Raw genomic sequence first — 18,845 nt, forward strand, 5'->3', positions numbered from 1 at the left:
CGAGGTCGCCGCGAGTTTCTTCTCCCCGAGGGGGAGAAGGTGGCCCGAAGGGTCGGATGAGGGGCAACGCCAGCGATGGACCGCACCCTTCCCCCCTCATCCCGCTGCCGCGGACTTCTCCCCGGCGGGGAGAAGAAGCAGGCGGCAACCGCTCGCTCCAAAGGCGTTCGTTGGCTAAAACAGAACGCCACCTCTCCTTTCGCAACAGCCTCGAACGCAATTTGATCGACGTTAACCGGCTGCTGTCTTGTTCCTGTCTAATATTGTCTCCATGCTTTGGTGGAAGCACGCAGACGGGAATGAACTATGAGTGATTTGTGGCGGTTCGGGCGCAAATATGATTTTCACGAGATTGTCGCCGATGGCATCGTCCATGGCGTCGGCATTGTGTTTGCGCTGGTCGGCGCCACGGCGCTGATTTTTTACGCTACCGTCTGGGGTACACTGAGCGCGATTGCGGCCGCGTGGATTTATGGTCTCGGTCTGGTCGCCTGTCTCTCCGTGTCCTTCACCTATAATATCTGGCCGCATTCCCGGGTAAAATGGTTCCTGCGCCGGCTGGATCATTCGGCGATCTTCATCCTGATCGCGGCAACCTACACGCCCTTCCTGATGCGCGGCATCAACGATCCGCTGATCGCCACCATGCTGGGGCTGATCTGGCTCACCGCGCTCTGTGGCATCTTCCTCAAATGTGTGTTTCCCGGCCGATACGACCGGGTGGCCATCGGTCTTTATCTTGCCATGGGCTGGAGCGGCATCATGGTGGTCGAGCCCCTGTCGTCGCATCTCGCTCCCGTCACACTCTGGCTGATCGTCGCCGGCGGCGTCATCTATTCGCTTGGCGTGATCTTCCATGTCTGGGAAAAGCTGCGCTTCCAGAATGCCATCTGGCATGGTTTCGTCGTCACCGCCGCCGCCATTCATTATTTCGCCGTGGTCACCGCTTTCAGCCTTGTTCCGATGGCGTCCTGAATAGCCTCCCCATATCACGCCGCAGACACTGGAGCAGACACTGGACAGGCCGCCGCGTCATCGCTTAAGGCTCGTGAGGATCGCGACCGCAACAGGGCCGGCGCGTATTCCGCAATGAGCGAGGGCGAAGCATAATGACCGTGGAACTGCGTGACGCGACCGTGGATGATCTCTCCGGCATCATGGAGATTTACAATGATGCGGTCGTCAATACGACGGCGATCTGGAACGAGGTGCTGGTCGATCTGGAAAACCGCAAAGAGTGGTTCGCTGCGCGCAAGGCGCGGGGCTTTCCGGTCATCGTCGCCATCCTTGACGGAAAGGTTGCCGGCTACGCATCTTATGGCGACTGGCGCGCTTTCGACGGTTACCGCCACACCCGCGAACATTCGGTCTATGTGCACAAGGACGCGCGCGGCCACGGCATCGGCAAGCGGCTGATGCAGGCGTTGATCGACCACGCTTCCGGCAATGACGTGCATGTGCTGATCGCCGCCATCGAAGCGGAAAACACCGCTTCCATCCGCCTGCATGAAAGCCTTGGTTTCAGGGTCGTCGGACGATTTTCGGAAGTCGGCACCAAGTTCGGCCGTTGGCTGGATTTGACGTGTATGGAGCTGAAGCTCTGAGCTGAAAGCTGAAGGCCACCTGTAGATCGGGCGAGTGTCGCCTTGTTCTTCTCCCCGGCGGGGAGAAGTCCGCGGCAGCGGGATGAGGGGGCAAGCTCTCCGAAATCCGGCAACGTTGCCCCCTCATCCGACCCTTCGGGCCACCTTCTCCCCGGCGGGGAGAAGAAATTCGCGGCACCGTTTGCGACGCAAAGTCGATTAAGAGGTTCTAAACGCCCTCAAACCGGCTCGAACACCATCGAGTGGCCGTTGATACAGTAACGCAGTCCGGTCGGCTTCGGGCCGTCGGGGAAGACGTGGCCGAGGTGGCCGCCGCAATTGGCACAGCGGATTTCGGTGCGCACCATGCCGTGGCTGACGTCGCGGAGTTCCGTCACCGCATCCGGTTTGATCGGCTCGAAATAGCTCGGCCAGCCACAGCCGGCATCGAACTTGGTGTCGGAGAGAAACAGCGGTTCGTCACAGGCGGCGCAGCGATAGAGGCCTTTTTCGGTCGAGTTCCAGTAGGGACCGGTGAAAGGGCGCTCCGTGCCGTGCTCGCGCAGAATGTAATATTGCTCCGGCGTCAGCTGTTCACGCCAGTCGGCATCGCTCTTGTTGACTTTGGGGGGTGTCAGATCGCTCATGGAATGATCCTTTCTGTTCCTGCCAGAAATAGTCATCGTCGTCACGGATTGAAAGAGGACACATCTCAATAACGAGTCCGTTATGCTGCGGACAGGGTGCCGATTTGGGTTGAGATGGCGTTGCCTATGCCTTAACTGAAAATTCGATTTGAAAAAGAGAACGCCAGTCATTGGCGCACGGGGTTGGGGACACCCCAGGCAGATGTGTGGGGGACGCCCCGGGAGATGTGAATGACACCAGATGTCACGCCGCTGACATTCCTGTCGCTGTTTCTGCCGTTTCTGGCAGCGCTTGCCGCACCGGTGCTGGTGAAAAGGTTCGGGCACAATGCCGCCTGGCTGCTGGCGCTTGCGCCGGGGCTGGCCTTTGTCCATTTCGCGCTGATGCTGCCTGACATTGCGGCGGGCGGTGTGGTGACGGGCGGTTACGCCTGGGTGCCAAGCTTCAATCTCAGCTTCTCCTGGTTCATCGACGGCCTGTCGCTCACCTTTGCGCTGCTAATCACCGGCATCGGCCTGCTGATCGTGCTTTATGCCGGCGGTTACATGAAGGGACATCCGCAGCAGGGCCGCTTTCTGTCCTTCCTGCTTCTGTTCATGGGAGCGATGCTGGGCGTCGTGGTCTCCGACAGCCTGCTGATGCTGTTCGTTTTCTGGGAACTGACCTCCATCACCTCCTTCCTGCTGATCGGCTTCGATCACCAGCGTGCCGCCTCGCGCCGCGCTGCGCTGCAGGCGCTGGTGGTGACGGGTGGTGGCGGCCTGCTGCTGCTTGCCGGGCTGATCTTCATCTGGGACATGAGCGGCATGACGCAACTGTCGATGCTGGTGCGCGGCGGGGACATATTGCGCGACAGCCCGTTTTATCTGGCGGCACTGCTTCTGGTCCTCGGTGGCGCTTTCACCAAATCAGCGCAGTTTCCCTTCCATTTCTGGCTGCCAAACGCCATGGAAGCACCAACGCCGGTTTCGGCCTATCTGCATTCGGCAACCATGGTGAAGGCCGGCGTCTATCTTTTGATGCGTCTCAACCCGGTGCTTGGCGATACCGCCGCATGGCAGATCCTGCTGCCTTTCTTCGGCGGCCTGACTATGCTCACCGGCGCGCTGCTGGCCGTGCGCCAGACCGACCTTAAGCTGATGCTCGCATATACGACCGTATCGTCGCTCGGCCTTCTGGTGATGCTCACCGGCTTCGGTTCGAACCACGCTATTGAAGCCGCGGTGCTTTATCTGGTGGCGCATTCGCTGTTCAAGGGCGCGCTGTTCATGGTCGCCGGCATCATCGACCACGAGACCGGCACGCGCGATATCACGAAGCTCGGCGGCTTGCGCAAGGCCATGCCCATCACCTTTGCAGCGGCGCTGGCCGCCGCGATTTCCATGGCCGGCCTGCCGCCGTTTTTCGGTTTTCTCGCCAAGGAAGAAATTTATTACGCGCTGGCGCATGGCAATCCGCGCGCCGTGCTGTTTACCGGCATCGCCATTCTCGGCAATGCGCTGATGTTCGCCGTCGCTTTCGCCGTGGGGCTGAAACCCTTCCTCGGCAAACCGGTGAAAACCCCGAAACATGCGCATGAAGGCCCGCTGCTGCTCTGGCTCGGCCCGGCGCTGCTGGCGCTGAAGGGGCTCACCATCGCCCTCTTTTCCGGCATCGCGCATTTCTACACCTCCACCCCCATGGCGAGCGCCATTGCCGGTGAGCCGCGTCCGGTGGAAATCTCGCTCATTCCCAATATCGGCGTGCCGCTCGGCCTGTCGCTGCTCACGGTCGCGATCGGCATCGTCCTTTATATGCAGCTTGTCCCGCTTCGCGGCCTGATGGACCGCACGTTCAAGGCGCTGGGCGCCGGGCCGGACAGGGGTTTCGATGTCTTCATCGACGCGCTGGTGAAAATCTCCTTCCACGTCACACGGCTCATTCAGCCCGGCCGGCTGGAATTTTATGTCACCGCCACCTTCGCCGTCATCGCCGCCGTGCTGCTTGCGCCGTTGTTTCTTTATGGTGAACTTCCGGCGATGCCCGCTTGGCCGCACGATATTCAGATCCATGAACTGACCTTCATTGCCATTGCGGTGGTGGGGCTTCTTGCGGTGCTGACGGCATCGAGCCGGCTCACCGCTATCATCGCGCTTGGCATTCAGGGCTTTGCGGTGGCGGTCATTTTCCTTCTGTTCGGCGCGCCCGACCTTTCCTTCACGCAATTCATGGTCGAGACCCTGTCGGTGGTCATTCTGACGCTGGTCATGACGCGGCTTCGCCTGTCGCCGTCGGACCATCGCGGGCTTGGCCAGAAGCTGCTGGACGGCACCATCGCCATTGCCTGTGGTACCGGCTTTGCCCTGTTCCTGATGCGGGCGACGCAAGCAAGCTTCGATAACCGCCTGACGGACTTCTACAACACCTATTCCAAGGTCGTCGCCCATGGCGCCAATGTGGTCAACGTCATCATCGTCGATTTCCGCGGCACGGATACGCTGGGCGAAATTGCCGTGGTGATGATAACAGGTCTCGCCATCCTCGCGCTCATCCGCATCCGCCCGGCCGCCGCCGTCAAGGGCCCGGCAAAGACGCCGAAGAAGAAGGGAGTGCGGGCATGAATACGCTCATTCTGCGCACCGTCGCCCCTGTCATCACCAGTCTCATGGTGCTCTTCTCGATCTTCGTTTTGCTGCGCGGCCATAATGAGCCGGGTGGCGGTTTCATTGGCGGGCTGATAGCGGTTTCGGCGCTGGCGATCTATGGCATCGCTTATGGTGTCGCTGCGGTCAGGCGTGCCATCGTGTTTCATCCGCTGTCGATCGCAGGTGCGGGGCTGCTGATGGCGATGCTCTCCGGCTTCGTTTCGATTGCTGCCGGCGTGCCCTTCATGACCGGGCTTTGGGTCTATCCCAGCATGTTTGGCATCGAGGTGCCGCTCTCCACCGTCATGTCCTTTGATATCGGGGTTTACCTCGTCGTGGTCGGCGCCATCACCTCCATTGCGTTGGCACTGGAAGAAAGGGAAAGCGACTGATGGAAGCGGTTTTCTCCATTCTCGTCGGCATCTTCTTTTCGGTGGCGATCTATCTCATGCTGTCGCGCCACAGCATCCGCATGCTGCTCGGCATCGCCATTCTCGGCAATGCGGTCAATCTTTTGCTGTTCACGGCGGGCAGGCTGACGCGCGAGGTGCCGGCGATCATTCCCGCGGGTATGGATACGCTGCCGGCGGGTGCTGCCAATCCGCTGCCGCAGGCGCTGATCCTGACGGCGATCGTCATTTCCTTTTCCTTCTTCTGTTTCCTTCTGGTGCTGACCTGGCGTGCCTTCCAGGAATTGCAGACCGACGACACGGACGAAATGCGCACCGCAGAACCAGCCGGCGAGCCAATGCCGCCGCTCGGTTATTGAGCGGGCGGAGCATAGACAGACATGGCCTCATCCACCCCTTCCGCAGTTACCGATCTTTCCGCAGCGTTCGTCATGGCGCCCGTGGCGCTGTCCGACTGGCTGATCATCCTGCCAGTCGCGCTCTGCATTGGTGCGGGCGCCGTGCTGATGATGATGCGTCACGCCATCCGCCACCACGCGGCCGTTGCCATTGCGGCGCTCTTTCTGCTTGTGCTGCTTGATGCGGCGCTTTTGTGGAAGGTTGCGACTCAGGGTCCGTTCACCATGGTGATGGGCCGCTGGCTGCCGCCTTTCGGCATTGCCTTTACTGCCGATCTGACCGGCGCACTGCTGTCGCTCGCCGCTGCCATCGTGGCACTTGCCGGCGCCATCCATGCCGCCGGCGATATCGACGCCAGCGCCAGGCGTTACGGCTTTTATCCGTTCCTGATGCTGCTGATGGCGGGTGTTAGCGGCGCTTTCCTGACCGGTGATCTGTTCAATCTCTATGTCTGGTTCGAGGTGTTGCTGATCTCGTCCTTCGGCCTCATCGTGCTCGGCTCGACACGCGAACAGATCGACGGGGCGCTGAAATACGCCATATTGAACCTCATCGGCACCACGCTGTTCCTGATCACGGTCGGTTATCTCTATGCCATTTTTGGCACGCTCAACATGGCCGATATCGCCCTGAAGGCGAACGGGCTGCGCGGAACCGCGCCGCTGATGACGCTTGCCAGCCTGTTTGCGCTGGCTTTCGCCATGAAGGCCGCCGCCTTTCCGGTGAATTTCTGGCTGCCCGCTTCCTATCACACGCCGCGCATCGTCGTGTCGGCCCTGTTCGGCGGGTTGCTCACCAAGGTCGGTATCTATTCGCTGCTGCGCGTCATGGTCATGCTGTTTCCTGTCGAGCGCGAGGAACTCAGCATCGTCATCGCGATCTCGGCGGCGCTGACCATGGTGCTGGGCGCGATGGGCGCACTCGCCCAGAACGACATCCGCCGCATGCTGGGTTATATCGTCATATCGGGCATCGGTTACATGATGGCGGGCATCGCCATCGGTACACCGTCGGGCGTGTCAGGCGCGATCTTTTACGCGCTGCATTCCATCGTGCTGATGACGGCGCTTTATCTTGCCGCCGGCCATGCCGCCCGCCTCGGCGGCGGCTTTAGCCTGACGGCGCTGGGTGGCCTTTACCGGCAGGCCCCGTGGTTTTCGGCGCTGGCGCTGGCGCTGTTCTTTGCCGGCTCCGGCCTGCCGCCGTTTTCCGGCTTCTGGCCGAAGGCGGTGCTGGTCAAATCGGCGATCGATATCGGCGCGTGGTGGCTTGCCGCCGCCATTCTCGTCTCCGGCTTCATCGCCACCATCGCTTTCGGGCGGATATTCCTTCTGTGTTTCTGGCGCCCGGCGGCGTCGGCAGGCCAGCCGTCATCACCGGCACCGTCCTCTCCGGCGCTGCCCTCCGTCGTGCCGCTGGTCGGGCTGACCTTGCTCGTGGTATTTTTCGGCCTGTTCCCGGAAAGCCTGCTCAGTCTCAGCCAGCAGGCAGCCGTGGGGCTCGGTGATCCCCAGGCCTATATCCAGTCGGTTTTTTCGCAGGGAGGCAAACCATGAGCCTCTATATCGTCCTGTCGATGTTCCTCGCCATCTGGCTTGCCATAACCGGCAGCGTCACGCCGGCGAACATCGTCTTCGGCATCATCGTCTCCGCACTGGCGCTCGGGCTTATCCGTCATCAGATACCCAGGGGTAATAATCACTGGCTGCGGCTGACGCGGATACTGTCGCTCGTGCTGCTGTTCTTCAAGGAACTGGCACTGTCTGCCTGGAAGGTGGCGGTGCTGGTGACGCGGCCGAAGCTCGACGTGCAGTCCGGCATCTTCGCTTATCCGCTGACGGTGAAGACGGACTTCCAGATCACGCTGCTCGCCAATCTCATCACGCTCACACCCGGCACGCTGTCGGTCGATGTATCCGGGGACAGGAAAACGCTCTACGTCCACGCAATCGACTGTAGCGATATTGAAGCCGCCAGAAACGACATCCGCAACGGCTTTGAAAAAAAGATCATGGAGGCGTTTCAGCAATGACGCCGGAACAAATAGTTTCATTTGCAACTATACTTGCCTCGGTTGTACTCTCGGCAGCCTTTTTGCTGACAGTATATCGTGTCGTCATCGGGCCGACCCTGCCGGACCGGATCGTCGCGCTCGACATGCTGGTCGGCATCGCCATTGGTTTCATCGCGGTCATCGCCATCCGCACCGGCTTCACCCTTTATGTCGATATCGCGATTGCGCTGGGGCTCGTCGGTTTTCTGGCAACGGTGGCCTTTGCCCGTTTCGTTCTGGCGCGCGGCGCAGATGGCGGGCGAAAGTCGAAAGCGGTGCTGGATGGCGAAAGAGCGCGAGAATCTGAAAAAAAATCGCAGAATCAAATTGTTGGTGGAAAAAGAAAGGGCGGAAAATGACCGGCTGGCTGGTGGCTATCCTCGTTGCGGTGCTGACGGTCTCGGGAGCCGCCTTTTCATTGATCGCCGCAATCGGACTCAATCGCCTGCCTGATGTCTATACCCGCATGCATGCGGCCTCCAAGGCGGGAACGGTGGGGTCCGGGCTGTTGCTTCTGGCGGTCGGCATTCATTCCATGGATATGTCGACGCTGGCACGGGCACTTGCCGGTTTCTTCTTCTTCATTCTGACAGCACCTGTCTCCGCGCATCTTCTGGCTATGGCCGCGCATAAGGCAGGTTATCCGCTTCACGACAAATCGGTAGTTGATGACCTCAAGAAAATTTGAAGTTGAAATTACCCCCAATAATAGGGGGTATTCATTTTCAATTGCCACTTGGCATAGTATTTTATTACCCGTAATTTTTTGTATTGCGATTAGACTGTTTTGAACTGAAAAATTCACAATAGGAATTTGACTTTTGCTGTTTTGCTGTTATCCAAATTAAGTGTAAAGTTGCTAATCGCGATTTGCATCTAGCCTCTTCATAGTCGGCATAGGCATTTTATTAATGTCTAATCTATGACCTCTCGGGTCATTGCTGCCCATGTCGCGGGCCATAAGTTGAATCTCGGATCAATACGTTTCCGGTTTTCGCTTGAAATCTAGGGGTAGATTTCATGTTGGTTTCAACAAAGCGAAGGTGGGGCACCGGGTAACTTCACATCGCTCGAAGCGGCGTTCGCTCGCTTCCGGAGATAAATAAACAGGAGATACTTAAATGACGGAAACTGCATACGGTAACGCCCAGGATCTGCTGGTCGAACTGACGGCGGATATTGTGGCTGCCTATGTTAGCAACCACGTCGTTCCGGTAACAGACCTTCCCGGCCTTATTTCGGATGTTCACACGGCACTCAGCGGCACCTCGGCACCGGCATCGGTGGCGGTCAATGTTGAAAAGCAGAAGCCTGCCGTCTCGGTGCGCAAGTCGGTTCAGGACGATCATATCGTCTGTTTGGAATGCGGCGGCTCGTTCAAGTCGCTGAAGCGCCATCTCACGACACATCACAGCATGACGCCGGAAGAATATCGCGAAAAATGGGACCTACCGGTCGACTATCCGATGGTTGCGCCCGCCTATGCCGAAGCCCGTTCGCGGCTCGCCAAGGAAATGGGTCTCGGCCAGCGCCGCAAGGCCAGCCGCTAATCGGATCTGCCTGTTCTTCTCCCCGCCGGGGAGAAGATGGCAGGAAGGGTCAGATGAGGGGGCAAACTCTCCGCATGTCGCCGACGTAGCCCCCTCAATCCGCTGCCGCCACCTTCTCCCCGGCGGGGAGAAGGTGGCAAGCGGAGCCCGCCCGCTTCAAATGTTTCCTTTGAAGCTGTCTTTACCGTCACATGAATGTCCAGCCGGTCCGTCGACCGGCTTTTTTATTGTCGCGTCGAATCTCGTGTGAGGAAAAAAATCCTTTATCGCGCACGGCATTTCTGCAAAAATAAAACTATATCAAGCGCATATTCTTCGCGGCCAAATTCACGCTTCCCCTGGCGAGCTCTCAGGTGTATGAATTAATTCCTATTCGTAGAGGAGTTGCATATGCCGTCGGATATATTGCCCCTGCCTGTTGCCGCGCGGCCATGTGTGCCGGTCGCCGATCGTCATTTTCGCCGTTTTCCGCCTGCCGCCGGGCGGGATGAGATTGCCCGCATCTGCCGGCTGATCCGGCAGCTGACCACTGAAATGGTGCAGTTGACCGGTGAGCGGCTGGGCGCACGCCGTGACAGACGGCGAAGCGAATGCCATGTGCGCCAGATCGCCATGTATGTGTGCCATGTGCAGCTTGGCATTCCCATGTCGGATATCGGCCCCTGTTTCGGCAGGGATAGAACGACGGTCGGTCATGCCTGCCAGGTTATCGAGGACCGCCGTGACGAGCCGGCCTTCGATGAATTCATCGCTGCACTGGAACGATTGGCCGGCAGCATTTTCAACCTGATGAAAGGGGTGCGGGATGAGTGAGGCAAAAGCCACTCCGGTTGATCCGGCCCTGCTGCGGCTTCTGCGTTGCATCGCAGCCGGCCCGGCTGAAATCCGCGAAAAAGGCGGCGATATCCTCCTGCACCCAATGCGGCAGGAGCGTTCGGCACTGCGGTTGCCGGCGGCCTTGATGCAGCTTGCGCTCTCTTCCGGGCTGGTCGAGAGGCGGGAAGACACGCTGTCTGCCGCACCGCCACTCGCCTCTTATCTCAAGCGCGCGATGGCGAAGGACCGAGACGAGGTTTTTCAGGCGCAGCATCGGGATTTGCAGAACATTGTCGTTGATGTCGATGGCGATAAACAACCGGCCCGGCAAAACCTCAACACATCACCTCTCATGGCCTTTTCCCGTCTGAAGGAACGGGATGGCACGGCTTTTTTCCCGGCGGAAGCCTTGCAGGCGGGCGAACGCCTTTCGGCTGATTTCCATCGCGGCCATCTCAGCCCAAAGGTGACGGCAACATGGGAACCGCGAATAGCGAACCGAACCAAAGGGGAGGCGGGCGGCGCGCTTGATCTCACCGAGGCAGCGATGGCCGCACGGGTCCGGTTTGCCCGCGCAGCCGATGCCATGGGGCCGGAGCTTTGCGGCGTCGCCATCGATGTCTGCTGTTTTGAAAAGGGGCTGGAGGCGGTGGAGCGGGAGCGGCAATGGCCGGCGCGCTCCGCAAAACTCCTGCTCAGGGCGGCACTTCTGTCACTTGCGAGACACTACGCACCGCCGCCCGGCCGCGCCAGACGCACAAGCCACCATTGGGGCGAAGCGGATTATCGCCCGCCGATGGCGGCAATGACGGTGACACGGTAATGGATCAGGCGGGTAGTGATCAGGCGGCGAGCAGCCTTGCTTCTTCACGAATGCGCTTGACCATGGAGCGCAGGCCATTGGCGCGCTGCGAGGAAAGATGCTCCACCAGCCCGATCTTGTCGAACACCTCGATGGCATCGAGACCGGCGATTTCGGAAGCCTTTTTACCGGAATAGACGGCAAGGACGATGGCAACGAGACCGCGCACGATATGCGCATCGGAATCGCCTTCGAAGGTCATCAGAGGATCTTCCGCACCATCGCTATGGCTGACGAGCCAGACCTGGCTGGCGCAACCCTGCACCTTGTTTTCAGCGCTGCGCTTGTCTTCCGGCAGATCGGGCAGCGCCTTGCCGAGTTCGATGACGTAACGATAGCGATCCTCCCAGTCGTCAAGGAAGGCGAAGTCATCAAGGATCGTTTCGAGAGAGGCCATTTGCGCGCCGTATCGTCCACTATTGCATGTCTTTGCTACGATATAGGGCAAGTGTGACCGGTTTTGAACCGGGCAGGCCATGAAAAAGCCCACGGAAAACAGGTTTCCGTGGGCAAGTTTGGCAGGCAGTCACGCAGACGGGCATATCCGGCTGCAGAGAAGGGGCGGCGCGGCGATGCGCGACCGGCAAATAATCAGGGGGCAGGACGCTTCTGCGGCAGGGGAATGACGGTGCCGGTCTTCAGCATGTCAGTATTCCCAGGGAATTCGACGCTGATGGCAGGCGCTTCGGCCAGTTTTTCGGTCTCGGCAGCCACTTCAGCGGCGGGCGCGGTCTTGTCACCGGCGGCAAGCTGCGCGTCGAGCAGTTCATAGGCAACCTTGGCGCCTTCCTTTGCCCGCTCACCGAGTGCATGGAAGGTTTCGGCGCCCTTGACGCAGACGTCGGGCTTTTCAATGCAGATGGCGCTGACATAACGATAGGCTTCACCGGCGGCCGAAACGGCGCTGGGAAGATCGAATGCCGAAGGTTCCTTGGTGGGGTCGTTGTAGCTACCGAAATAGGACAGCGCCACCAGCACCAGCGAAAACCAGAATGTTCCTTTGATCAGAAACCACATTGTCAGACACCCTGCCAGATGATCTTTGTTTTGAAGCCCCGCCCGGTTTCGGGTCATTGGCCTTTGTCCCGTTTTTCGGGCTTGGGGAGAAGCTACAGGCGACCGGCGAACAGCCAATTGCAAAAAGCGGCGCAATTTAATTCAAATTGTATCTATTCTCCTCGCATCGGGACGCCTGCCATCAATTCATTCGCATTTTAACAGTCCATGTTAAGCATAATTGCGACAGAGGCCGTGCGTTCCGGGGCAAAGAAGCGGCATGCATTGCCACAAAGGTTAACGCGATGGCAAAAATGAAGCGAAATCCGTCGCTTACCCGTCATTAACCATGATTGGCAAAGCTTCGAATAAATGCCCCGTAATGGGACTGCTGCGCATTTGAAGGCCGTTTGCGGCCATTCTTTTTATCCATTCCTTAAGCCGCCGCCTTCTATTGTCGGGACCATAAGATCCGCCTCAGGGATTCGGTATTGGTATTGCGTAATATGAGAGAAAAAGCGGTCGCACTGGTCGACCATGCCGCGGGCAGATGGCTTGCGCGCATGGAAGAGGACGCCGAAAGGCGCGCCGGAACCGTTGCGCGCCTGCGCCGGCTGATTGCCTTCGGTGCCGTTGGCCTTCTGGTTGTGCCCGCCCTCTTCAGCCTCGTTTTCAGCCCCGCCATTGCGCTGCCCATCGGCGCAGCCCTGGTGCTGGCGCTGTTTCTGTCCGCCGCTGCCCTGTCGATTGCTTTTTCCCGGCCGCTGCGTGGTGCAGCATCCTTCTCCGCTCCTGCGGCTGATGACGACCTTGTCGCAGCGTCGCAGGTGCCGGGCCTCGTGCTCACCATCAATGAAATCGGCCTCGTCGAACGGGTCTCCGGTCGTGACCGTGAGAAATTTCCGGTCGAGCTTCAGGCCTGCAAGGACCATGTCTTTGCCGAATATGTTTATGTCTCCGATCGTATCGAGCTGATGCAGGCCTTTGATCTTTTGCGGCAGGGCGAGGACAAGGCCAGCGCCGAGCTTCGGTTCGAGACCGGCGCAAAATCGCGCCCGGCGCAGTTCATGCATGCCCGTATCGAGATGACGGCGATCCGCAGCACGACCGGCCGGTTGCGCCGCGTCGTCGCCCAGCTTTCCGATGTTACCGAGATGGAACTGCTGCGCCGCGATGTCGCCCGCAAGGCGGCGGAGGCGGAATCGGCCAATGACGCCAAGTCGCGTTTCCTTGCCGCCGTCAGCCACGAGCTGCGCACGCCGCTCAACGCCGTCCTCGGTTTTTCCGATATCCTGGCCGGTGAATATTTCGGCCGGCTGGAAAATGATCGTCAGCGTGAATATGTCGGCTTGATCCGCCAGTCCGGCGCGCATCTCCTGTCGGTCGTCAACACCATGCTTGATATGAGCAAGCTGGAAGCCGGCCGCTACGAGCTGCTGATGGAAAGCTTCCCGATTGCCGAAACCATCTCCTCCTGCGAGGCGATGCTTGGCCTGCAGGCAAAGGAAAAAGGCCTGACTTTGACGAGCCGCATCCAGCGCGGCATCGGCGAAATCTCGGCCGACCAGCGCGCCATCCGCCAGGTTCTCATCAATCTGGCCGGCAATGCCATAAAATTCACCGACGCGGGTGGTGTTGTGTCGATCGACGCCGCGCGTGAAGGCAAGATGCTGAAACTGACGGTCAGCGATACCGGCATCGGCATCGCATCCGACAAGATTGACCTGCTGGGCCAGCCGTTCATGCAGGTTCAGAATGAATATACCCGTCGCTATGAGGGCACGGGTCTTGGACTGTCCCTGGTCAAGGGGCTGGTGGCACTGCATGGCGGCACCTTCGTCATCGCCAGCCAGCCCGGCGAGGGGACGGTCGTAACGATCATGCTGCCTGCCGACGGTTCCGGCATGGCGGGTGGCGAAGACGCTGAAACTGAACGCATGGTGGAATTTCCGCCGCGCATCCGGCAACTTGGCGAAATGGCTGCGATTATGAAGAAGGATGGTGACGATGGCCCCGCGAAAGCGAAAATCGCCTAAGAAAACAACGGCCCAGATTGGCGCCGGGTTTGTTTCCTTGGTGGTTGCGGCCATCGGGCGCGAAGTCCTGCGCCATCCGAAACTGGTTGGCGGCTGCGGTGCTTTCGCTGTCGTCTTCGGCTTTGTCGCGGCCAATGCGCTCTGGTACCAGCCGGGCATTCACCCGTCTCCCTTCCTGCGCACGCGTGATGCGGAAAACCCGAACGGCATCGCCGGTTATCGCCCGGCAGAGCCGCTCGGTACCCACGGCAACGTCACCACCTTTCGCATAGAGCGGCCGGCCGAGACAGAAGCGACGCAGCCACCCGCCGCCGAGACCGCGGCGCTGCCGCCAGCGGAAAGCCAGAAGCCACAGCAGATCGTTGCCGATATCCAAGGCGAACTCAAAAAACGCGGGCTCTACGAAGGCGATGCGGATGGCCGCATGGGACCGAAGACCGCCGCCGCCATAATGTTCTTCGAAGAAACGCTCGGCATGGAACAGACCGGCGAGCCGACGACCCGGGTGCTGGCAGCCCTCAGGATCGACGGCGCCACCGTTGCGGCAATTCCAAAGGACCGGCCGTCCGACGCCAACACCGGCGGCGGAGTGGAAATCGATCCTGTCGCCGCCGCCATCCGCAAGGCGGAGAAGCCGCAGGTCAAGGCCGAACCCGCCTCCCTCAACAGCGCGACCGCTGGCGCAAAACCGGCAAGCAGCGCGCTGATCGCCAAGATCCAGCAGGGGCTGATCAACATCGCCTACGCCGACGTGAAGGTGGACGGCGTGGCCGGCCAGCAGACCCGCAACGCCATCCGTGCTTTTGAAAAACACTATCGGCTGCCGGAAACCGGCGAACCGAGCGAAGCGGTGCTGAAGAAACTGAAGTCGATCGGGGCGATTTGAAGGGTAGGGCAGGAGGTTGCCGCTTGTTTCTTCTCCCCGCCGGGGAGAAGGTGGCCCGAAGGGTCGGATGAGGGGGCAACGCCAGCGATAGACCGCACCCTTGCCCCCTCATCCCGCTGCCGCGACCTTCTCCCCGGCGGGGAGAAGAAGCAAGCGGCAACCTCCTTGCTCTAGTCACCAGTCTGGAAGGCTGCCAATGCGCCTCAAATCCGAAATCTTCGTCTCCGCCCTTATCCGCCGCGTTTTCGCCGCCGGTGGATTTGCGGCCGTCGAAAAGAAGGGTGCGGAGGAGGCTGGTGCGATCTTCATCCGCCAGCGTCTGCGCGATGGCCGTGAAAATCTCTATGGACCGGCGCCACAAAGTTTTGCCGAGGACGAGGAAATCCGCGCCGAGCGCCGTTTTGAAACGCGTCTTGCCGTTGCGGAGGGTGAGGAAAGCGCCGCTCTTTTGGAAAAGGAACGGCGCTTCGACAGCGATCTGTGGATCGTGGAGATCGAGACGGATGAGATCGGCACTCTGCTGACGCTGGTGGACCAGCCGTAGATGTAGACGGCCATTCATATTGTTGTGCGAGGGGTTTTAAGTATGAAGATCAGGCTTGGCGTTTTGGCTGCATTGGTTTTAATGTCCTGCTCAACGCAGGAAAAAAGCGCCCAAAAGCCTTTTTCTTCGGCGGATGTGGGGCGTGAGATGACGGCTTATACGGTGATGGTCGCCAAAGCCCGCCTCGTCCAGCGAAAGTGCCCTGAACTGGAAATGAGTTTCAAGGCGCTGCTCGCGGCTACCGAAAAATATCCGGCCATGCAAAGAATATCCGCAGGTAACAACGCCACCGCTGAGATCGAGAACAGCATCGACAAGACAGCCGTAGTTGACGGTATCACACAGTTCGAAGCTGCCAATGGTCTTCGTGGTGCGGACCAGAAGGCATTTTGCCGTTTTGGCCATGAACAGATAGCGAAGAAGACAGAGACCGGGCGATTGCTTCAGCTGAAAAAGGCCCTCTGAGGCAATTTTCACAAAGCAGGGCGCTGGAACCGACATTGAACTCAACCGAGTTCAATGTCGTAAAATAAGTCTCTTCTGACTCACGTTCCCGTTCTGTGAACGACCGTTACGCTGCGGCTCGGCCGCTCGCGGCCATGGGTATAGCTATCGGCCCTGCGCCAGCTTTCCAGTCGTTCTTCGCATTCGACGATGTCGAGACGGTCGAGCAGGGCTTCGGCGCGGCTCATGTCGCCTTCGGCGGCGGCAAGATGCGGGTAGAAACATTGCAATATGAAGGCAGCCTCGGAAAATTCCATGCCGAGCCCGGTGAGCGTGGTCGCAAGCTGCGCGCCGGAAATATCAAGCATGATACGTTCCGACAGCCAGTAACTGGATGACAGCGAATCCGCCAGCGCCACCGCGAACTGCCGGGCGTTACGCTCGCGGGCGAAACGCACGAGCAGCGCTTCCTGCACTTCGCTCAGGCGGCGCAGACCAAGCACGTCCCCTTCGGGGCGGTTGAGGTGGCGGGCCATCTGCTTGATCCGCTGACGCATTTCTTCTTCGAGCGCGGATACGGCATCAATTTTCGTGGTGGTTTCTGGGGTGGCCACGTCCGCCACTTCCGGTTCGACGGGGGTTGCCACCAACTGCGGTTCGGCGGCAGTCGTCGGCTCATCCGGCCGCTTCAGATCTTCGGCATGCCGCAGGCCAACCAGCGCGTCGATGACGGTGGGGGAGAGGTCTTCGCGGCGCACGATGGCGCGGGCATGCGCGGCACCCTGCGTGCGCGCAATGGTGATCAGCGTTTCGTCGGTGAGGCACTTTGACGCGATAAGGAAGGGCGCCGCAAGCGAAATCGGCTGGCAGGCGATGAAGAAGGCGACGGCGGAAGGCACGCTCGGATGCTGCGACAGGGCGGCAATCGCTTCCCGCTTGGCTTCTTCGGTGGAGGCGTTGAAAAGCGGCATGAAAAGTTCGGCAAACTGCCGAAGGTCCGTTTTTGACGGATGGGAAACATTCTCGAAATTCGTCACCGTGGCCATAAGCACCACATCTTTCTTCCTCACGGCTCTTGGCCTCTCAAGTTCTCGAAACCGGTCGGTCAACGCACTACCCAACAAACGCAAACACAATATCGGCTCAAATTAGAGCAAATCCGTTGACGTCCTGTTAACTATGGGGGGTGGCAAGAGATATTCTGCCTCTATCAACAAGGAAATTTTAAAACCTTCATGACGGAAAAAATGTCATGGAACTTTGCCGCATCGCCTTTGTTTTCAACGGGTGCAGCCCTGTCGGCGATAAATTGCCGTCCAGCGATTAGGGTTAACGGATCATTAACCTCTGTCTGTTTGTAATTTCATGGGCAGTATTAGGATTCCATGTTATTCTGACGTTCGAAATAAAAGCCAAAATGGCGGCGAAATGCCTGAATGTCCGCATAGTCCCGCGCTAAAACCTTCTGCGGTTTTAGGGACATGCGAAAACCAGCCTGTGGGCTGGATTATGCGCAATGTGATGGTGATGAAATTCCCGACGCAAGACGAGGCTTGCGCGGTTCCCATAGGCAACATTGACTCCCGAAGAGGAGAGAAGCATGGCAGACATTATTCCAATTGGCGACGCACGACGAAGCCTGCGTCCCGCCGGCATTGCAGCCAGGGTGATCGGCCCCGCAAAGGTGGTGCTGTTTACCGGCGTGCGTTATGAAAAGCGCGAAACCGAGCCCGCGGGCAAGGTCGTGCGCAAGGGCAAATCCGCACCGGAAACTGCTCTGAAATCCTGATTATATGTAAAAGACCGGCGTTATTTCCACGGCGTCGGCTGGCATTTCGCTTCGTTCAGGAAACGTTCTGCCTCTTCTCCGAAACTTGGCTGCGGCACCAGGGTCCGCAACACCACATATCCTTCCGTCTGATCCGATTCCGCCAGAATGGCCTGTGAGAGCGATGGCGGCTGCGCCTTGCGGATAGCGGCGATCTGCACCGCATCGGCAACCAGAATATCCATCACCCCGCCGGCAGACGTGCGGTCGTTCATGCTGAACACCTCGTTCGAGGCCTTGTCGTAAACCGCGACCGACCAGAAGGGCACAACGCCGACGGCGGTGAGCCGGACGGGCTTTTCCTCAATATTGAACGTGCAGACCGCGACCCGCATGAAGGGATCGCCGCTGGCCAGCGTCTTTTTCTCCGTCGTCTCTTCCAGTAGATGAAAGAGATGCGGCTTTCCTTCCGCGACGGCGCGGGTATAGGCATCGCGATTGCTGAAATGCGGTATCGCCAGAAGAATGATGACGTGCAGCACGGCGGCTGCGACAAGGCCGGTGAGGATGGCGAGCAGGACCCTAAGCATTGCCACACCCCAGCTTGCGGATCTGCGGCATGGCGATGTCGATCAGGCCGGAACTGCCGGCAACCGGCGTGTCGAGCAGCGTCATGACCAGCTTGAATGTCTGGCCCTGCGGCACCGCCAGCCAATTATAGGTCTGGGCGTCGGGGGCGATGGTGATGTCGATGCCGCCATCGGCGCTGCGCAGAAGCGTGCGGGAATTCAGTGCAAACGGCCGCCCGGCATCTTCCGCCAGCACATTGCCCTGCTGATCGGCGGTATAAAGCGTCCAGAACCGCGAAGGCGGCACGGCGCCGGCCAGCCGGTAACGGCATTCGCCGCTGAGCCGCTGGCCATCGCTGTCGACGGAGGCGGTAAAGGCCAGCCCCTCGGTCGTGCCATAAAGCAGCCTGCCGGCATCGGCACGGTGCGATTTGGCGTAAGGGTCGGCCTCGATCGTCTGCGCTTCGGGAAACGCATCCCAGGAACCGATGCGGATCGATCCGAAACCGGATGTCGCCTCAAGCGCCGCCAGTGTCACGGCAATACCGCCGCCAAAGGCGATCAGAAGGGCAATGCCGACAAGGAATGGAACTCGGAACACGCTGTTTTCCCGTTTTTGAACAGGTCGAGGACTATCACTGATTCCCCGTTTGGAAA

General features: G+C 59.4%; 23 protein-coding genes. 17 read left to right on the plus strand and 6 right to left on the minus strand.

Features of this window, described 5'->3' with window-relative positions:
• Positions 1-306 precede the first annotated feature (306 nt).
• Both trhA and PL640_RS04055 read left to right on the plus strand, forming a co-directional pair.
• Positions 307-975, plus strand: coding sequence for a PAQR family membrane homeostasis protein TrhA (gene trhA / locus PL640_RS04050; RefSeq protein ID WP_269698472.1), 669 nt, complete (start codon positions 307-309; stop codon positions 973-975).
• Positions 976-1,109: 134 nt separating this feature from the next.
• Positions 1,110-1,604 (plus strand): GNAT family N-acetyltransferase, encoded by a 495-nt coding sequence (locus tag PL640_RS04055; protein WP_271360877.1) that lies wholly within the window; start codon positions 1,110-1,112, stop codon positions 1,602-1,604.
• 218 nt (positions 1,605-1,822) lie between these two features.
• On the opposite strand, the gene msrB is transcribed toward PL640_RS04055, so the two are convergent.
• Positions 1,823-2,230 carry a peptide-methionine (R)-S-oxide reductase MsrB gene (gene msrB, locus PL640_RS04060; RefSeq protein ID WP_142839355.1) on the minus strand — a complete coding sequence of 136 codons (408 nt, stop codon included), beginning with the start codon at positions 2,228-2,230 and terminating at the stop codon, positions 1,823-1,825.
• Positions 2,231-2,461: 231 nt separating this feature from the next.
• Between msrB and PL640_RS04065 the strand changes: the two genes are divergently transcribed.
• From PL640_RS04065 to PL640_RS04110, 10 genes are all read left to right on the plus strand, one after another.
• Positions 2,462-4,831 carry a putative monovalent cation/H+ antiporter subunit A gene (locus tag PL640_RS04065; RefSeq protein WP_271360878.1) on the plus strand — a complete coding sequence of 790 codons (2,370 nt, stop codon included), beginning with the start codon at positions 2,462-2,464 and terminating at the stop codon, positions 4,829-4,831.
• On the plus strand, positions 4,828-5,247 hold the full coding sequence (locus PL640_RS04070; RefSeq protein WP_271360879.1) for a Na+/H+ antiporter subunit B: 420 nt from the start codon (positions 4,828-4,830) through the stop codon (positions 5,245-5,247). The genes PL640_RS04065 and PL640_RS04070 overlap by 4 nt, the downstream gene beginning before the upstream one ends.
• Complete coding sequence (locus tag PL640_RS04075; protein WP_142839358.1) at positions 5,247-5,624, plus strand: Na+/H+ antiporter subunit C; 378 nt, start codon at positions 5,247-5,249, stop codon at positions 5,622-5,624. The genes PL640_RS04070 and PL640_RS04075 overlap by 1 nt, the downstream gene beginning before the upstream one ends.
• A 21-nt stretch (positions 5,625-5,645) precedes the next feature.
• Positions 5,646-7,220 carry a Na+/H+ antiporter subunit D gene (locus PL640_RS04080; protein WP_271360880.1) on the plus strand — a complete coding sequence of 525 codons (1,575 nt, stop codon included), beginning with the start codon at positions 5,646-5,648 and terminating at the stop codon, positions 7,218-7,220.
• Positions 7,217-7,696, plus strand: a complete 480-nt coding sequence (locus tag PL640_RS04085; protein WP_271360881.1) for a Na+/H+ antiporter subunit E — start codon at positions 7,217-7,219, stop codon at positions 7,694-7,696. The genes PL640_RS04080 and PL640_RS04085 overlap by 4 nt, the downstream gene beginning before the upstream one ends.
• Positions 7,693-8,076 carry a cation:proton antiporter gene (locus PL640_RS04090; protein ID WP_271360882.1) on the plus strand — a complete coding sequence of 128 codons (384 nt, stop codon included), beginning with the start codon at positions 7,693-7,695 and terminating at the stop codon, positions 8,074-8,076. The genes PL640_RS04085 and PL640_RS04090 overlap by 4 nt, the downstream gene beginning before the upstream one ends.
• Positions 8,073-8,405 (plus strand): monovalent cation/H(+) antiporter subunit G, encoded by a 333-nt coding sequence (mnhG, locus tag PL640_RS04095; RefSeq protein WP_142839362.1) that lies wholly within the window; start codon positions 8,073-8,075, stop codon positions 8,403-8,405. Before PL640_RS04090 ends, mnhG begins: the two co-directional genes overlap by 4 nt.
• 433 nt (positions 8,406-8,838) lie before the next feature.
• A complete protein-coding gene (ros, locus tag PL640_RS04100; RefSeq protein ID WP_003497181.1) occupies positions 8,839-9,267 on the plus strand; it encodes a MucR family transcriptional regulator Ros in 429 nt (142 codons plus the stop codon).
• A gap of 390 nt (positions 9,268-9,657) precedes the next feature.
• Complete coding sequence (locus PL640_RS04105) at positions 9,658-10,080, plus strand: helix-turn-helix domain-containing protein (protein ID WP_271360883.1); 423 nt, start codon at positions 9,658-9,660, stop codon at positions 10,078-10,080.
• The gene (locus PL640_RS04110; protein ID WP_271360884.1) at positions 10,073-10,906 is read left to right on the plus strand and encodes a DUF6456 domain-containing protein; all 834 of its coding nucleotides are present in this window, start codon (positions 10,073-10,075) and stop codon (positions 10,904-10,906) included. The genes PL640_RS04105 and PL640_RS04110 overlap by 8 nt, the downstream gene beginning before the upstream one ends.
• 19 nt (positions 10,907-10,925) lie before the next feature.
• On the opposite strand, the gene PL640_RS04115 is transcribed toward PL640_RS04110, so the two are convergent.
• Entirely contained in the window at positions 10,926-11,342 is a 417-nt protein-coding gene (locus tag PL640_RS04115) for a SufE family protein (protein ID WP_269698463.1), read from the minus strand.
• 194 nt (positions 11,343-11,536) lie between these two features.
• Entirely contained in the window at positions 11,537-11,962 is a 426-nt protein-coding gene (locus PL640_RS04120) for a DUF5330 domain-containing protein (protein ID WP_269698462.1), read from the minus strand.
• A 485-nt stretch (positions 11,963-12,447) separates the two neighbouring features.
• Here PL640_RS04120 and PL640_RS04125 point away from each other — a divergent pair, with 485 nt between their 5' ends.
• The 4 genes from PL640_RS04125 (at position 12,448) to PL640_RS04140 (ending at position 15,872) form a co-directional block, all read left to right on the plus strand.
• Positions 12,448-13,977: a sensor histidine kinase gene (locus tag PL640_RS04125; protein WP_142839366.1), complete on the plus strand. Its 1,530-nt coding sequence runs from the start codon at positions 12,448-12,450 to the stop codon at positions 13,975-13,977.
• Entirely contained in the window at positions 13,949-14,863 is a 915-nt protein-coding gene (locus tag PL640_RS04130; protein WP_271360885.1) for a peptidoglycan-binding domain-containing protein, read from the plus strand. The genes PL640_RS04125 and PL640_RS04130 overlap by 29 nt, the downstream gene beginning before the upstream one ends.
• A 196-nt stretch (positions 14,864-15,059) precedes the next feature.
• The gene (locus PL640_RS04135; protein WP_271360886.1) at positions 15,060-15,407 is read left to right on the plus strand and encodes a DUF1491 family protein; all 348 of its coding nucleotides are present in this window, start codon (positions 15,060-15,062) and stop codon (positions 15,405-15,407) included.
• Positions 15,408-15,449: 42 nt separating this feature from the next.
• The gene (locus PL640_RS04140) at positions 15,450-15,872 is read left to right on the plus strand and encodes a DUF5333 family protein (protein ID WP_271360887.1); all 423 of its coding nucleotides are present in this window, start codon (positions 15,450-15,452) and stop codon (positions 15,870-15,872) included.
• Between the two features lie 80 nt (positions 15,873-15,952).
• Here PL640_RS04140 and PL640_RS04145 read toward each other — a convergent pair whose 3' ends face one another.
• The gene (locus PL640_RS04145; RefSeq protein ID WP_237681364.1) at positions 15,953-16,897 is read right to left on the minus strand and encodes a DUF2336 domain-containing protein; all 945 of its coding nucleotides are present in this window, start codon (positions 16,895-16,897) and stop codon (positions 15,953-15,955) included.
• 554 nt (positions 16,898-17,451) lie between these two features.
• Between PL640_RS04145 and PL640_RS04150 the strand changes: the two genes are divergently transcribed.
• The gene (locus PL640_RS04150; protein ID WP_142839370.1) at positions 17,452-17,640 is read left to right on the plus strand and encodes a hypothetical protein; all 189 of its coding nucleotides are present in this window, start codon (positions 17,452-17,454) and stop codon (positions 17,638-17,640) included.
• A gap of 20 nt (positions 17,641-17,660) precedes the next feature.
• On the opposite strand, the gene PL640_RS04155 is transcribed toward PL640_RS04150, so the two are convergent.
• Positions 17,661-18,209, minus strand: coding sequence for a DUF1254 domain-containing protein (locus tag PL640_RS04155; RefSeq protein ID WP_142839371.1), 549 nt, complete (start codon positions 18,207-18,209; stop codon positions 17,661-17,663).
• Complete coding sequence (locus PL640_RS04160) at positions 18,202-18,789, minus strand: DUF1214 domain-containing protein (protein ID WP_142839372.1); 588 nt, start codon at positions 18,787-18,789, stop codon at positions 18,202-18,204. The genes PL640_RS04155 and PL640_RS04160 overlap by 8 nt, the downstream gene beginning before the upstream one ends.
• Between the last annotated feature and the right edge of the window lie 56 nt (positions 18,790-18,845).

The sequence above is a fragment of the Agrobacterium sp. ST15.16.024 genome (genome assembly GCF_027956545.1).
Taxonomy (GTDB): Bacteria; Pseudomonadota; Alphaproteobacteria; order Rhizobiales; family Rhizobiaceae; genus Agrobacterium; species Agrobacterium cucumeris.

Excerpts from the sequence above, each read along its gene's own strand:
- trhA (WP_269698472.1), top strand. The coding sequence starts at position 307 with ATGAGTGATTTGTGGCGGTTCGGGCGCAAATATGATTTTCACGAGATT.
- PL640_RS04055 (WP_271360877.1), top strand. The coding sequence starts at position 1,110 with ATGACCGTGGAACTGCGTGACGCGACCGTGGATGATCTCTCCGGCATC.
- msrB (WP_142839355.1), bottom strand. The coding sequence starts at position 2,230 with ATGAGCGATCTGACACCCCCCAAAGTCAACAAGAGCGATGCCGACTGG.
- PL640_RS04065 (WP_271360878.1), top strand. The coding sequence starts at position 2,462 with ATGACACCAGATGTCACGCCGCTGACATTCCTGTCGCTGTTTCTGCCG.
- PL640_RS04070 (WP_271360879.1), top strand. The coding sequence starts at position 4,828 with ATGAATACGCTCATTCTGCGCACCGTCGCCCCTGTCATCACCAGTCTC.
- PL640_RS04075 (WP_142839358.1), top strand. The coding sequence starts at position 5,247 with ATGGAAGCGGTTTTCTCCATTCTCGTCGGCATCTTCTTTTCGGTGGCG.
- PL640_RS04080 (WP_271360880.1), top strand. The coding sequence starts at position 5,646 with ATGGCCTCATCCACCCCTTCCGCAGTTACCGATCTTTCCGCAGCGTTC.
- PL640_RS04085 (WP_271360881.1), top strand. The coding sequence starts at position 7,217 with ATGAGCCTCTATATCGTCCTGTCGATGTTCCTCGCCATCTGGCTTGCC.
- PL640_RS04090 (WP_271360882.1), top strand. The coding sequence starts at position 7,693 with ATGACGCCGGAACAAATAGTTTCATTTGCAACTATACTTGCCTCGGTT.
- mnhG (WP_142839362.1), top strand. The coding sequence starts at position 8,073 with ATGACCGGCTGGCTGGTGGCTATCCTCGTTGCGGTGCTGACGGTCTCG.
- ros (WP_003497181.1), top strand. The coding sequence starts at position 8,839 with ATGACGGAAACTGCATACGGTAACGCCCAGGATCTGCTGGTCGAACTG.
- PL640_RS04105 (WP_271360883.1), top strand. The coding sequence starts at position 9,658 with ATGCCGTCGGATATATTGCCCCTGCCTGTTGCCGCGCGGCCATGTGTG.
- PL640_RS04110 (WP_271360884.1), top strand. The coding sequence starts at position 10,073 with ATGAGTGAGGCAAAAGCCACTCCGGTTGATCCGGCCCTGCTGCGGCTT.
- PL640_RS04115 (WP_269698463.1), bottom strand. The coding sequence starts at position 11,342 with ATGGCCTCTCTCGAAACGATCCTTGATGACTTCGCCTTCCTTGACGAC.
- PL640_RS04120 (WP_269698462.1), bottom strand. The coding sequence starts at position 11,962 with ATGTGGTTTCTGATCAAAGGAACATTCTGGTTTTCGCTGGTGCTGGTG.
- PL640_RS04125 (WP_142839366.1), top strand. The coding sequence starts at position 12,448 with ATGAGAGAAAAAGCGGTCGCACTGGTCGACCATGCCGCGGGCAGATGG.
- PL640_RS04130 (WP_271360885.1), top strand. The coding sequence starts at position 13,949 with ATGGCCCCGCGAAAGCGAAAATCGCCTAAGAAAACAACGGCCCAGATT.
- PL640_RS04135 (WP_271360886.1), top strand. The coding sequence starts at position 15,060 with ATGCGCCTCAAATCCGAAATCTTCGTCTCCGCCCTTATCCGCCGCGTT.
- PL640_RS04140 (WP_271360887.1), top strand. The coding sequence starts at position 15,450 with ATGAAGATCAGGCTTGGCGTTTTGGCTGCATTGGTTTTAATGTCCTGC.
- PL640_RS04145 (WP_237681364.1), bottom strand. The coding sequence starts at position 16,897 with ATGGCCACGGTGACGAATTTCGAGAATGTTTCCCATCCGTCAAAAACG.
- PL640_RS04150 (WP_142839370.1), top strand. The coding sequence starts at position 17,452 with ATGGCAGACATTATTCCAATTGGCGACGCACGACGAAGCCTGCGTCCC.
- PL640_RS04155 (WP_142839371.1), bottom strand. The coding sequence starts at position 18,209 with ATGCTTAGGGTCCTGCTCGCCATCCTCACCGGCCTTGTCGCAGCCGCC.